The sequence below is a fragment of the Streptomyces sp. NPDC051909 genome, assembly GCF_040681095.1.
Classification (GTDB): domain Bacteria; phylum Actinomycetota; class Actinomycetes; order Streptomycetales; family Streptomycetaceae; genus Streptomyces.
In genome coordinates this window covers 114,853-128,287 of record NZ_JBFAYA010000006.1, presented here as the reverse complement: position 1 = coordinate 128,287, position 13,435 = coordinate 114,853, and the positions used below count along the sequence as shown (strand labels likewise).

Annotated in this window: 10 protein-coding genes and 2 tRNA genes; 7 read left to right on the top strand and 5 right to left on the bottom strand. The window is 72.5% G+C overall.

Annotated features, from left to right (window positions below; all coding sequences use genetic code 11):
- Positions 1–63: 63 nt before the first annotated feature.
- The 4 genes from AB0M18_RS11800 (at position 64) to AB0M18_RS11785 (ending at position 2,926) form a co-directional block, all read left to right on the top strand.
- Entirely contained in the window at positions 64–1,332 is a 1,269-nt protein-coding gene (locus AB0M18_RS11800; protein ID WP_365756685.1) for a helix-turn-helix transcriptional regulator, read from the top strand.
- Between the two features lie 292 nt (positions 1,333–1,624).
- Positions 1,625–1,981, top strand: coding sequence for a hypothetical protein (locus AB0M18_RS11795; protein ID WP_365756684.1), 357 nt, complete (start codon positions 1,625–1,627; stop codon positions 1,979–1,981).
- Positions 1,982–2,256: 275 nt separating this feature from the next.
- Entirely contained in the window at positions 2,257–2,862 is a 606-nt protein-coding gene (locus tag AB0M18_RS11790; RefSeq protein WP_365756683.1) for a bifunctional DNA primase/polymerase, read from the top strand.
- A tRNA-Lys gene (locus tag AB0M18_RS11785) sits at positions 2,853–2,926 on the top strand. Before AB0M18_RS11790 ends, AB0M18_RS11785 begins: the two co-directional genes overlap by 10 nt.
- Positions 2,927–2,987: 61 nt before the next feature.
- Here AB0M18_RS11785 and AB0M18_RS11780 read toward each other — a convergent pair.
- Positions 2,988–4,262: a M6 family metalloprotease domain-containing protein gene (locus tag AB0M18_RS11780; RefSeq protein WP_365756986.1), complete on the bottom strand. Its 1,275-nt coding sequence runs from the start codon at positions 4,260–4,262 to the stop codon at positions 2,988–2,990.
- A 384-nt stretch (positions 4,263–4,646) separates the two neighbouring features.
- On the opposite strand from AB0M18_RS11780, the gene AB0M18_RS11775 reads away from it, so the two are divergent.
- Positions 4,647–6,593, top strand: coding sequence for an EAL domain-containing protein (locus AB0M18_RS11775; protein ID WP_365756682.1), 1,947 nt, complete (start codon positions 4,647–4,649; stop codon positions 6,591–6,593).
- 142 nt (positions 6,594–6,735) lie between these two features.
- On the opposite strand, the gene AB0M18_RS11770 is transcribed toward AB0M18_RS11775, so the two are convergent.
- Both AB0M18_RS11770 and AB0M18_RS11765 read right to left on the bottom strand, forming a co-directional pair.
- On the bottom strand, positions 6,736–8,433 hold the full coding sequence (locus tag AB0M18_RS11770) for a glycosyl hydrolase family 18 protein (RefSeq protein ID WP_365756984.1): 1,698 nt from the start codon (positions 8,431–8,433) through the stop codon (positions 6,736–6,738).
- A 278-nt stretch (positions 8,434–8,711) separates the two neighbouring features.
- Positions 8,712–9,791 carry an LLM class flavin-dependent oxidoreductase gene (locus AB0M18_RS11765; RefSeq protein ID WP_365756982.1) on the bottom strand — a complete coding sequence of 360 codons (1,080 nt, stop codon included), beginning with the start codon at positions 9,789–9,791 and terminating at the stop codon, positions 8,712–8,714.
- A gap of 435 nt (positions 9,792–10,226) precedes the next feature.
- On the opposite strand from AB0M18_RS11765, the gene AB0M18_RS11760 reads away from it, so the two are divergent.
- Together AB0M18_RS11760 and AB0M18_RS11755 are read left to right on the top strand one after the other, a co-directional pair.
- Positions 10,227–10,985: an IclR family transcriptional regulator C-terminal domain-containing protein gene (locus tag AB0M18_RS11760; protein WP_265862690.1), complete on the top strand. Its 759-nt coding sequence runs from the start codon at positions 10,227–10,229 to the stop codon at positions 10,983–10,985.
- A 100-nt stretch (positions 10,986–11,085) separates the two neighbouring features.
- A tRNA-Lys gene (locus tag AB0M18_RS11755) sits at positions 11,086–11,159 on the top strand.
- Positions 11,160–11,235: 76 nt separating this feature from the next.
- Here AB0M18_RS11755 and AB0M18_RS11750 read toward each other — a convergent pair.
- Together AB0M18_RS11750 and AB0M18_RS11745 are read right to left on the bottom strand one after the other, a co-directional pair.
- Entirely contained in the window at positions 11,236–11,907 is a 672-nt protein-coding gene (locus AB0M18_RS11750) for a response regulator transcription factor (RefSeq protein WP_365756681.1), read from the bottom strand.
- The gene (locus tag AB0M18_RS11745; RefSeq protein WP_365756680.1) at positions 11,829–13,166 is read right to left on the bottom strand and encodes a sensor domain-containing protein; all 1,338 of its coding nucleotides are present in this window, start codon (positions 13,164–13,166) and stop codon (positions 11,829–11,831) included. The genes AB0M18_RS11750 and AB0M18_RS11745 overlap by 79 nt, the downstream gene beginning before the upstream one ends.
- Positions 13,167–13,435: the final 269 nt, after the last annotated feature.

The following is a 13,435-nucleotide window of genomic DNA, read 5'->3' as shown; positions in this document are numbered from 1 at the left end:
GCTGCCGCTCTGTCTGCCACATGTAGGCCAGGGGCGAACCAGGCGACGACGGATCGGATGCCCATGACCATCGGAGAACGGATCCGGACCGCTCGTGAAGCGCGGCGGCCGCGCATGAGCCAGCAAGGTCTGGCGGATGCCCTGTCCACGGCCCGCTGGGGCTCCGTGGGGTTCTGTGATCGCCAGCAGGTGTACCGCTGGGAGGCCGGAAAACGTCACCCCACTGAATGGCTGCCGTTCATCGAACAGGTGTTAGGCATCGATCTTTCCCAAGAGAAGATGCCGGACGGAAGCGATACGGTGGCGTCAGTCATGCGCCTCGGGAGGGATGACGTGGAGCGCCGGGTATTCCTTGCGGCTTCCGCCGCCGTGGGGCTGTCCGCGCTGGACATCCCCGATGCCGCCGCCGTGACTCGCCGCGTGGGTACGACCGGCGGCGTACGGGTCGGGATGGGCGAGGTCAGCGCCATTCGACACATGATCAAGACACTCGGAGACGCCGCCTCCGAGCTGGGTGGTGGACATGCCCGCCACCTGACCGTCCGCTACCTCACCGAGGACGTGAAGCGGTGGCTCGACGGCACATACACCGAAGAGGTCGGTCGTGAGCTGTTCGCGGCCACGGCGGAACTGGCCCATCTCGCGGGATGGATGGCCAAGGACGAGGGAAACGAGGGACTGGCGCAGCGCTACTTCGTCCACTCGTTCAAGCTGGCCGCTGAGGCGGGAGAGAACGAGGCCGCCGCCACGGCCCTGCGCGGCCTGGCGGATCAGGCTGTCGACCTGGGCCACCTCGCGTCGGCTGTCCGGCTGGCCGAGGGGTGTGTGAGGTGGGGCGAGAAGCTCGACGATCCGAAAGCCCTCGCCTATTACCGCAACACGCTCGCCCGGGCGGCTGCCGCGGACATGGACACCACGACGGCACGGGAGATGCTGACCGCCTCCGAGTCGGCCATCGGGCGGGCTTCCGCCGCGCCGGGCGAGTCGTGGGCGTCCCACTACAGCGCCGGCCGCTGGGCACACGAGTCGGCCAGAATTCGCTCCCGGCTGGGGGACCAGGCAGCGGCGAAGGAACTGCTGCACCTGTCCCTGGACATTCATGGCATCGACCGGCGGCGGACCCGGGCCATGGTGCTGGCCGATCTCGCCACCGTGCAGATGCGGCAGGGCGACCTGGACGGTGCCTTCGTGTCGACGGAGGAGTTCGTCGCCTTCGCTCAGGGTGTTCAGTCGGCCCGGGTGCTCAACGCGGCGCAGGACCTGAGGGGGCGCCTGGCCCGGACGGCCCCGGACTCGCCCGTACTGGAAGCGCTCGGCGCGCTCGGCACCTGACCGCCCCTGCCCCGACCCGGCCCCGTTCCCGTTCCCGGCGCCCCTGGCCATGCCGGCGCCCAGGTGCGGCGCGCCGTCTCGCCGGACGGAGTCCGGCACGCCGCCGGAGGCGGCAGATGAATACAGCCCCGGACGGGTGGGAGGCGAACCACGCGGTGCTGTCCCACCTGGCGGAGCACAAGGTCGGCTGGGCCCCGTGAGCAGCGGGCTTCGGCCCTCTTGCCAGGCGCGGGAGAATGGGAAGTGGCGGCCCGGGTGTCCGGGCCGTGTGCGTGCGAGGAGGAGAAGGACCATGGCGGAATCCGCGGAGCGGAGCGGGCAGCGGCGGGTCCGGCCGGCGCCGCTGATCTTCGAGCCGGCCGAGGCGACCGCCGACCCGGAGCACTTCTTCGACCTGGAGTCCATCGAGGACCCGCGGGAGCTGCTCGCCCGGGCGACGGAACTGACCCTCGCCTTCCGGGCGGCGACGGACCGGGCGACCGAGTACCAGGCCATCGCGGCGGCCCAGCTCGCCGACCCGCGCCGGTTCGACCGCCTGACGCCCGCCGACATCGCCGAGCGCGCGGCCTGGACCGAGGACTACGCCCGCAAGATGATCGAGTTCGGGCAGGGCCTGATCCGCACGGGCGGGCGCGAGACCGAGGACTGAGGCCCGGCAGGGCCGGTCGCGGGCGCCGGGGCCCGGGGCGGGGTCCCGGGACCAGGCCGGGAAGGCCCCGAGGCCCGGGCCGCAGCACGTGGCCGGGCCCGAAGCACGGACCCGGGTCAAGTCCCGGCCGCGGCCGGGACTGCGCCCGCGGTCTACCCCCGGAGCCCAGCGCCCTGGCATATGCCGGGGCGCAAGATACTCCTCCGCACCCCACCCTGTCCGGGTTTCACGCAACCCGCTGAAACGGCTCCGTCACACCCGGTAGATCTTGTCGTATGACGACGTGGTTGAGCGACGAGACGACGGTCCTGTACGACATCTGCCGGCACCAGCCCGCGCGGGTCACCGAGGACGGCGCCGCCTGGCTCGCCTCCGCCACCTCGCGCCCGGGCCCCGCGCTCGCCCACTGGGAACAGCACCCCGCCTCCCCCGCCGTACTCCCCTGCGGCACGGTCTTCGACGTCGTGAACGTGGAGCCGACCTTCGGGCGCCGGATGCTGGACCGGCTGTGGGCCGAGGGCCCGGGCAGCGGCCCGGTTGCGGTCCACCGGGGCCGGATGCTCCTCTTCGCCGCCCCCGGCACCGCCCAGCGTTTACCGTCCCTGCTCGACTGGGAAGAGTGGGGCCCGGAGGTTCCCCGCCCGCTCTGCCACGGCACCGGCGACGCGGTGACCATCCCCCCGCTCGCCCCGCACGACTCCTCCGGCCCCCGCTGGCTGGTCGCCCCCGACACCCGCAGGCCCTGGCTCCCGGGCCCCGAGGTCCTGCTGTGGGCCTGCGTGCGCGCCGTCCGGGCGGTGAGGGCGGCCGACGTGCGGGTATCGATTTTTGCTTCCGCCGACCAGGATGCTAATGTCTACGACGTCAGCAGGCGCCGCTAGCTCAGTTGGTTAGAGCAGCTGACTCTTAATCAGCGGGTCCGGGGTTCGAGTCCCTGGCGGCGCACAGACGGAAGAAGCCCCTCGCGGAAGCGGGGGGCTTCTTCGCATCTCTGACAGAGGGCGCCTCAGCCGACGGGCTGCGGGCCCGTGATGCGGATCGTCCAGACGCCCGAGGGGGTGCGCTCGGCCACGTCCACGCGGACGCCGGTGTCCGGCACCGTGAAGGACTCGCCCTCGCGGAGCGGGGCGTCCGCGAGGGGCGGGTAGACCGAGCGCTCCCAGCAGGCGTCGGTGCGCGGGTGGGTGTCCACGACCTCGACGGGGCCGTCGCCGGAGGCCGCGCGGTTGCGGACGCGGTAGACGAGGACGCCCTCGGTGCAGGTCTCGGCGTCGTTGCCGGTCGCCGAGCGGGCCTCGATCGCCAGGACGCTGTCCTCGCCGGTGCGGACCACGGCGAGCCGGGTGCCGAGGGTGCCACCGGTCACCGGGGCGGCGGCGACGGGTTCCAGGCCGATCACGTGGGTGCCGGGGCCGCGCACGCAGGTCACCTGGGCGCGGTCGAGCCAGCCGAGCTTCCACTTGTGCCAGGCGAAGAGGTCGGGCGCGAGACCGAACTGGCTGCCCATGACGTCCCAGTCGCCCACATGGGTGTCCCAGTCGCCCTTGCCGTCGGTCGGCCGGTGGTAGAGGTCGGGCAGGTCGAAGACGTGTCCGGTCTCGTGGGCGAGCACGTTGCGGTCCGGCGGATGCCGCTCGAAGACCGTGACGACCCGCTTGATCTCGGTGTCGTCGGCCTCCAGCGGGTGTTCCAGGTTGACCACCTTGGTGGCGTCGGAGTCGACACCGGGCGCGTCCGGGTCGGCGACCAGGTAGACGATGTCGTAGCGGGAGAAGTCCACCTGGGCGTCGGCCGCCCGGATCGCGTCGTGCAGATAGGCCGCGCGGTGCTCGGCGCTCCAGTCGCGCCGTATCGCGTACGCGGTGGACTTCCGCGGCATCCGGGCCCAGCCGGTCTGCGGGTGGACCCGCAGGCTGAAGCGTCCGTAGGAGGCGCGCTCGAAGAACTCGGCGGTGCCGGGGAAGTGGTCGGCGGTCAGCTCGGCGGGGGTGGTCGGCGGCGGGGAGTCCGGGAAGGACAGGAAGATCATGACCGCGTCGAGGGAGTGGACGGGCCGGGGGTAGGCCCGGTTCCAGGTGTCGAGGCCGAGGGAGTGGTGTGCGGCGGTACGGGGCAGGGCGCACGGGCCCGCCGAGGGCGCGGCGACGGCCGGGCCGGCCACCAGACCGGTCGCGGCGAGCGCGGCGAGGGAGGTGAAGGCCGCCGCGCCGGCCCGCAGGCGCGAGCGTTCCGCTCCCCCGCGCGCTCCCCCGGGCGCCTGGCCGGACCCTCGCCCGGGCACCCGCCCGGGTGGCTGCTGACCCCTCACGTGGACCTCCGGCTCCGGAAAGCTGACACCTCAACCACTTTGTGGCGATTTGTGGTGTTTCGCACCTTTCCGCCGCCCCGGCGGGTGAGCGGGACGCGCCCGGTCGACACGACACGGGCATACGGCAGCTCACGGAAAGTCACATTCGGTCAGAGCCTCATCGACCCGTGTCACACCCGCGCAGAAACGATCTGCCGGGTGTCCGGGTGGTCAGCCTCACAGCCCGCCCGGGGCCCGGGGCCCGTCCAGAAGCTGGAACGGCGCCCCAACCAGCCTCTATGATCGGCACACTTTCCCTGGCGGACCATTCCGACCACATCTGTACGGCCCGAACGCAACGCACTACGGGAGCGAGCGGTGAGCGGAACCTCCGAAGAACCCGTGCACCCGTCGGCGGAACCGGTGCTCACAGAGAGTCACTCACCCGCACCCGATCCGGACCACGACCGCGACCGCGACCGCGACCGCGACCGCGACCGCGACGATCCTGCCGATCCCGCCGGTCCCGCCGATCCCGAGCTCCGCGACTACCGGGCCGCCTTCCGCGCCGCCCGGCTCCCGATGGCCCTGGTCGACCGGGACGGCATCGTGCTCGCCGCCAACGACTCGCTCGGCTCCCTCCTCGGCACCGGCGCCGCCGCCCTGCGCCGGCAGCCCGCGGCCGACCTCGTCGACCTCGCCGCCGACGGGCGCACCTGGCACGCCTACCGCGAGGTGCTCGGCGGCCGGCGCTCCCGCCTCCGCTGCACCCGCCGCCTCAAGCACCCCGACGGGCACTCCCTGTGGGCCGAGGTCACCGTCGCCCCCGTCCCGGACAGCCCACGCGTGCTGCTCTCGGTGGCGGACATCAGCGACCGGCGCGAGCTCCAGGCCCGGCTGCGCCATCTCCAGATGCACGACCCGGTGACCCGGCTGCCCAACCGCACCCTCTTCTTCGAGCGGCTCACCGCCGCCCTGGAGAGCGCCGCCGCCGAGGGCCCGGCACCCGACGAGGGCCCCGCGGACCACACGTACCAGTCCTACGAGTCGTACGGGCATGGCAGAACAGGGCGGATCGGCATCTGCTACCTGGACCTGGACGGGTTCAAGGCGGTCAACGACACCCTGGGGCACCGGGTCGGCGACCGGCTGCTCGCCGCCGTCGCGGGCCGGCTGACCGCGTGCGCCGACGGCTACGGCTACACCCGCAGCAGCGGGCACCTGGTGGCCCGGCTCGGCGGCGACGAGTTCGCGATCCTGGTCGAGGACTCCACCGGCACCGAGCAGCTGGCCGACCTCGCGCAGTCCGTCCTCACCGCGCTCCAGGAGCCCTTCGACCTGTCCGGGCAGCGGCTCTCGGTCTCCGCCTCCATCGGCGTGGTCGAGCGGCGCGCCCACGGCTCGACGGCCACGCGCCTGATGCAGGCCGCCGACACCACGCTGTACTGGGCCAAGGCCGACGGCAAGGCCCGCTGGACGCTCTTCGACCCCGAGCGCAACGCGCACCGGATGACACGGCAGGCGCTCTCCTCCACCCTGCGGCCGGCCGTGGAGCGCGGCGAGTTCGTGCTCGAGTACCAGCCGCTGGTCGACCTCGCCGACGGGGCGGTGCGCGGGGTGGAGGCGCTGGTGCGCTGGAACCACCCGCAGTTCGGGCTGCTCACGCCGAATCGGTTCGTCGGGATCGCCGAGGAGGACGGCTCGATCGTCGAGCTCGGCCGCTGGGTGCTGCACACCGCCTGCCGCCAGGCCCGGCAGTGGCAGAAGGACCACCCCGGCGACCGGCCGCTCTTCGTCAGCGTCAATGTGGCGGTACGTCAGGTCTGGGACTCCGACCTGGTCGCCGACGTCGCCGGCATCCTCGCCGAGACCGGGCTCGCGCCGCATCTGCTCCAGCTGGAGCTGACCGAGTCCGCCGTCATGGGCTCGGCGGGCCGCCCGCTCCAGGCGCTCCAGGCACTGAGCGACATGGGCGTGCGGATCGCGATCGACGACTTCGGCACCGGCTATTCGAACCTCGCCTATCTGAGCCGGCTGCCGGTCTCCGTCCTCAAGCTCGACGGATCGTTCGTGCGCGGCTTCCAGGACGAGGAGCACGCCAACCCGGCCGACGAGCTGATCGTCGAGGCCCTGGTCGGGCTCTCGCACCGGCTCGGGCTCACGGTCACCGCCGAGTGCGTGGAGACCTCGGGCCAGGCCGCCCGGCTGCGCCGGATCGGCTGCGACACCGGGCAGGGCTGGCTGTACTCGCGGCCGGTCGCGCCGGAGCGCATCGCGGAGCTGATCGGGGTCACGCCCCTGCCCGTACAGCCGCAGCCCGCCTGATCCGTACACCCGCCCGATCCGTACACCCGCCTGACCCATGCCCCCGCCCGATCCGTACACCGGGCATGGAACTGCCCCCGGCCGGAGGGACGTTCCGGGCGGGGGCAGTGGCTCATGCGGTGTTACGAGGGCGGTTCAGGTCTCAGCAGGCGCCGAGGTCCTGCCAGACGCCCCACTCGCCGGTCGTGCCCGGCTCCTCGTTCTGCGTCCACCACTTGGCCTTCCAGTTGTGGCCCTTGTGGGACACGGTCTGGCCACCGGTGTAGACCTGGCCGGCCACGTACGCCGGGGCGGTGCAGCCGGTCGGCGGGGTCGTGGTCTGGGTCGGCGTCGGGGTGGGGCTGGTGGTGGTCGCCGTCGGGGTCGGGGTCGCCGTCGTCTGGGTCGGGGTGGGCGTCGGGTCGGTCGGGGTCGAGCCGACCGCGGTCACGATCTGGTTGAAGAGCGTGGCGTTGGCGTCCAGGCCGAGCAGCGAGTACATCATCGCGCCGGCGAGACCGCGCTGGTGGGCGTAGTCGGCGCGGGCCTGGATGGTGCGCTGGTCGAGACCGGTGAAGAACTCGCCGTCCTTGTAGAAGTAGGCGGACTTGGCCTGGTCGTCCCAGAAGGTGGCCGCCGGGTTGTCGACGATGCCGCCGAGCTCCTTGTAGTACGCGATGCCGGCCGCCTGGCTCAGCGGGCGGGCGTTGGAGCCGCCGGTGGCGGTCTGCGCGAGGCCGTTGGTGGTGCCGGCCGGGACGCCCTTCCAGCCGCGGTAGTAGAACTCGTAGCCGAGGGTCAGCTTGTTCGCGGGGAAGCCGCCGGCGATGCCGTAGGCGGGCTTGCCGTCGAGCCAGGAGTCGATGGCGTTGTCGATCGAGTACTTCTCGGTGCCCGGCTTGATGACGTCGGTCGGGTCGTTCGCGCCGGAGTCGAGCGGGGACTGGTGGTACGTCGGCCCGTCGCCGTCCCAGGCGCCGTGCATGTCGTACGTCATGATGTTCGCGTAGTCGAGGTAGGCGCCGATCTTGTCGGTCTCGATGTTCGCGATCTTGTCCTGGCCGGCCGGCAGGGCGGCGGTCAGCAGGTACTTCTTGCCGCCGTGGGCGGCGCCGTACTCGTCGAGCTGCTTGCGGAACTCGGCGAGGAGGAGGGTGAAGTTCTGCTTGTCCTCGGGGGCGTAGTGGTTGCCGAGGTGCCCGTCGGGCGAGCCCGGGTACTCCCAGTCGATGTCGATGCCGTCGAAGACGCCGGCGGCGGTGCCGGGGCCGCCGTAGCCGCCCTCGACGGGCAGGTCGCCCTGGATGTACTGCTTGATGCAGGAGGCGACCAGCTTCTTGCGGCTCGCGTCCGTCTTGGCCGCGTCCGAGAAGTACTTGGAGTAGGTCCAGCCGCCGATCGAGATGTTGATCTTCAGGTGGGGGTGCTTCGCCTTCAGTTCCTTGAACTGGTTGAAGACGCCCACGATCGGCTGGTCCCACTTGTCGGCCACGCCGTCGACACTGTCCGCGGCCGAGAAGGACTTCTGGTAGTCGGCGTACGAGTCGCCCGCGCCGTCACCGGCGTTGGGGTTGGCGTCGTCGCCGGCCGCCTTGTTGGCCTCGAAGCAGGTGAGGTCGGTCGGGTGGATGTTCCCGAACGAGTAGTTGATGACGTCCAGTTTGGCCGCGATCCCCCGCTCGTCGAGGTGCTTGGGGTAGAAGGCGTTCCCGTACACGCTCCACTGGTCGTAGTACGCGATCTTGACGCCGCCGGTGGACGCGGCCGTGGTGGCGGCGCCGGCGGCCGAGGCCGAGCCGAGCCCGACGGTCGCGGCGAGCGCGCCGGCGGCGAGGGTCGAGCAGAGGAGTGCGGCGATCAGCGGCTTGCGGGGACTGCGGGGGTTGCGGGGGTGCACGTGCGGCCTCCGGAAGGGGTGGCGGTACGGAAGTTGGAGCAGTGATATCCGCCGCATGAACAGTGCGTCAATGGTCTGAACCAGATTGAGGACTAGACCAATTAGCGGAAGAAAGCCCTTGTCAGAGACGTGCAGCACAAAAAACAACCGCCCGCCACCATGTGTGACGAGCGGTTTAAGGTTCACTTAGGCTTCCGCGGCCCGCCCGTTCGAAGCGGAACCAGCGAGCCGGGAAACTCCCCTCAGTCGAGCGCGGACGCGAGCTCCGGCAGACCGTACGCGTCGGCGATCAGCTCGTAGCTGCGCAGCCGCGCCTCCCCGCTGTGCGCGTTGGCCGTGATCATCAACTCGTCGGCGCCGGTGCGCTTCTGGAGCGCGTCCAGGCCGTCGCGGACCTCGTCCGCCGTGCCGTACACGATGTTCGCCAGCCAGCCGTCCACGAACTCCCGCTCCGCGGGCGCGAACGCGTACGCCTCGGCCTGCTCCGGCGTCGGCACGAGACCGGGCCGGCCGGTGCGCAGCCGCAGCATCGACAGGGCGCCGGTCAGCACCTGGCGGTGCGCCTCCTTCGCCTCGTCGGCGGCGAGCGCGGCCACGCCGATCAGCGCGTACGGCGCGTCGAGCACCTCCGAGGGACGGAAGGTGTCGCGGTAGAGGTCGAGCGCGGGGAGGGTGTTGCGCGCGGAGAAGTGGTGGGCGAAGGCGAAGGGCAGACCGAGCAGACCCGCGAGCCGCGCGCTGAAGCCGGAGGAGCCGAGCAGCCAGATCGGCGGCCGGCCCTTGGGGCCCTGCACCGGGCCGGGGACCGCGTGGATCCGGGCGTACGGATGCCCGTCCGGGAAGGTGTCGTCCAGGAACCGGGTCAGCTCGGACAGCTGCTCGGGGAAGTCGTCGGCGCCCTCGCCCAGGGTCTGGGTCCGGCGCAGTGCGGCGGCGGTCGCGCCGTCCGTGCCGGGCGCGCGGCCGAGCCCGAGGTCGACCCGGCCCGGGGCCAGCGCCTCCAGGGTGCCGAACTGCTCGGCGATCACCAGCGGGGCGTGGTTCGGCAGCATCACGCCGCCGGAGCCGAGGCGGATGCGGCTCGTGTGGGCGGCGAGGTGGGCGAGGATCACGGCGGGCGAGGAGGAGGCGACGCCCGGCATGGAGTGGTGCTCGGCCACCCAGTGCCGGTGGTAGCCACGGCGCTCGGCGAGCCTGCTGATCTCGACACTGGTCGCGAGCGCCTGGCTCGCGGTGCGCCCCTCGCCGACCGTGACCAGGTCAAGCACGGACAGCGGCACGGGCGCGGTGCCGCGCGCCTCTCCTCGAATCGCGTCTCGAATCGCGTCGCTCACCGTGGGCGGCCTTCCTGCGCGGGGACGTCGGGTACGAGGGCGCTAACAGGAGGAGGTCTCCGCTTATTCCGGTGTTCCGGAAGCGGTCCTGAGGCGGTCCTGAGGCGATCCGGAAGCGGTCCGGAAACCGGGGAAATCCCGTCCGGCAGCCCGTCCAGGGGGTCCATCGGGGACTTCCGCGGCCCCCGGACGAAAAAATCTTCACGTCCGGAAGGGCACCGAACGGGCGTGCGGACGCCCGTTCACACGGCCCTGACCTCCGCCTCTCCGGCAGGGCTGTGCCGGTGGCATATGCCGCTGGGGTGATGCCCAGCACAGAGGGCCTGTGGGGCGCATCATTCTCGCCAACAGCCGCCCCGTTACGGGCGCTTGGCGGCTATCGTGGTAGGGAAGCTTGCGGTCACAACCTGGTTGGGGGAAACCGTGGCGCTGAAGCCCGAGCCCACCGCGCCGTTCCACTCGGTGCAATACGCCCTGCGCGTGCTTGAGACGGTCTCACGCCACGGGGGCGGCGTGACGGACGTGCAGATCGCACGCGAGACCGGCCTGCCCGTCGCCCACCTCTCGTCCCTGCTCCTGATGCTCCGACGCGAGGGCTACGTGGAGCAGGTCTCCGACGGCGCCTATGTCATCGGGGACTCCCTGGTCCTCCTCGGCTCCGGCGTCACCCGCCGCGAGGCCCTGGAGCGCAAGCTCCAGGAGACCCTGACCGAGCTGCGCGACTCCGTCGGCGCCGCGGTCTACATCAGCCGCTACATCGACGGCGAGGTGAAGATCACCCAGTTCGCCGACGGCCCGCGCACCCCGAAGGTCAACGAGTGGGTGGACTTCCGCTCGGCCGCCCACGCCAGCGCCGTCGGCAAGTGCCTGCTCACCCAGCTCGACCAGAACGGGCGCCGCGACCACCTGAGCCGCCACAAGATCGCCCGGCTGACCTCCCGGACGATCACCAACGAGCGGGTGCTCTTCTCCAAGCTGGACAGCCAGCCGCCGACCGTCCCCATGCTCGACCTCCAGGAGTACGCGGTGGGCACGGTCTGCGCGGCGGTGCCGCTCACCGCGGGCGCGACCGTGGGCTGCCTGGCCCTGTCGCTCCCGATCGAGCACGCGCACCGGCTGCGCGCCGCGGCCGACACCCTCAACCGGCGGGCCGCTCCGGTGGTGCTCTCGCTGGCCATCTAGAGGGTGGTCCGGAGGGTCGTCCGGGGGTCGTCCGGAGGGGTCGTCCGGAGGGTGGTCACGAGCACCCCTCCGGACCAGGTAGTATTTTCTCTGTCAGCAGGCGCCGCTAGCTCAGTTGGTTAGAGCAGCTGACTCTTAATCAGCGGGTCCGGGGTTCGAGTCCCTGGCGGCGCACAGACAGGAAGGCCCCTCGCGAGAGCGAGGGGCCTTCTGCTTTGCATCGGCCTGATGCCGTGGGAACGCGTCCCGCTCAGGCCTTCAGATAGGCGAGGACGGCGAGCACCCGGCGGTGGGTGTCCTCGGCCGGCGGCAGGTCCAGCTTGGCGAGGATGTTGCCGATGTGCTTGCCGACGGCCGCCTCGGTGATCACCAGACGGCGGGCGACCGCCCCGTTGGAGTGCCCCTCGGCGACCAGGGCCAAAACCTCCCGTTCCCTCGGCGTCAGCGTCTGGAGGGGATCGCGGTGGCGGCGAAGGAGCTGTCGTACGACCTCGGGGTCGACGACCGTGCCGCCGGCCGCGACCCGGGCGAGCGCGTCCACGAACTCCTCGACCTGCCCGATCCGGTCCTTGAGGAGATAGCCGACGCCGGTCCCGTCGCCGGAGTCGAGCAGGTCGGCGGCATAACTGCGCTGCACGTACTGGCTGAGGACGAGCACCGGCAGGCCCGGGCGCCCGGCGCGCAGCGCGACGGCGGCGCGCAGGCCCTCGTCCTGGAAGCCGGGCGGCATCCGTACGTCGGTGACGACGATGTCCGGGTCGTGCGCGGCGACGGCGGTGCGCAGGGCGTCGGCGTCGCCGACCGCCGCGACCACCTCGTGGCCGAACCGCGCCAGGAGGCCGATCAGCCCTTCGCGGAGGAGGACGCCGTCCTCGGCGAGGACGATCCGGAGCGCTCGGGGTTCAGGGGCAGCGGGCTGCACGGGATCTCCGCTCGGAGGAGGGTCGGCCCGCCGGACGGGCTGGTGATCGTCAGTGTGCCATCGAGGACGGCGAGCCGGTCGGCGAGCCCGGTGAGCCCGCTGCCCCGGGCGGAGTCGGCGCCGCCGTGCCCGTCGTCCTCGACGGCGACGAGCAGGGTGCCGGCGGCGTACCGGGCGGTGATCCGGGCGCGGGCGGCACCGCTGTGCCGGTCGACGTTGGCGAGGGCCTCGCGGGCCACGAAGTGGCCGGCGCTCTCGACGGCCGCGGGCAGCCGGGGCAGCTCGGGGTCGAGGCCGGTGGAGTCCACGGGGGTGGAGGTGCGGTCGGCGGCGTCGGCGAGGGCGGCGCCGAGTCCGTAGTCGGCGAGGACCTGCGGGTGGATGCCGTGGATCAGCTCGCGCAGTTCGGTGAGCACCTGGCCGGCCTCGTCGTGGGCCTTGGCGAGCTGGTCGGCGAGCGGGCCCGGCGGCGCGTCGTAACGGGCGAGGCCGAGGGTCATGGTGAGGGCGACGAGCCGCTGCTGGGCGCCGTCGTGGAGGTCGCGCTCGATCCGGCGCCGCTCGGCCTCGAAGGCGGCGGCGAGCCGGGCGCGGGATGCGGTGACCTCGCCGATCCGCTGCCGCAGTTCGGTCTCGCGCGGGGCGAGCAGTGCGCGGGCGAGGGCGGCGCGGGCTCCAGCGTACCCGGTCAGCGGGTGGAGGAGGAGCGGCAGGAGCAGCAGGCCGAGGAGGGCGGCGGCGAAGGCCTGGGGGTACGAGGTGACCAGGTAGGCCTTGACGACCTTCGCCTCGTGCCCGTCGGCGGCGAGCTGGAGCGGGGCGCTCGTCAGGGCGGCGGGCAGGCCGAGTCCGACGGCGAGCACGACCAGGTCGAGCGGCCACAGGACGGTGGCGTGGAGCAGGGCGTACGCGAGCTCCCGCCAGGTGGCCTGTTCCCGCGCCCGCAGCCGCAGCCAGGCGGCGAGCCCGGGGGCCTCGGGCACGCGGTGCGGGCCGGGCGCCGGGTCGAGGTCGACGAGCCGCAGCCGCCACCGCTCGACGGCGCCGACGGCGACCCCGGCGAGGAGGAGCAGCGGAAGCCCGACGAGGAGCAGGTAGAACCCGGTGAGCACGAGGAGCACGCCGAGGAGTGCGGCCCCGCCGGCCGCCCCGCTCGCGAGATACCCGACGGCCCGCCAGGGCCATGGGGTACGGAGCAGGGTGAGCGGCCGGGCGAGGGCCTGCCAGACGGTGCGGGGGCGGGGGCTGCGGGACTGCATGACGAGCACGCTAGGCGCGGGGGCGGTCCCGGGGCCATGGGTCTGAGGGGCGTACGGAAGGTGGGCCTGGCCCTACCCCTCGGGCCTCTCCGGGGAGGGGGTGGCCTTGGGCCTGTCCGACCCTGTTCCGCCGGACAGGCCCGGGGCCGCCACGCCGGGCCGGAGCGGGTACTCCGGTGTGTTGTCGAGCAACAGGCCGAGGTGCGGCTCACACCCCGGCCTGTGCGGCATCAGCTCCGTGAGCAGGGCGGCCCGCGCGGAGCCGACGG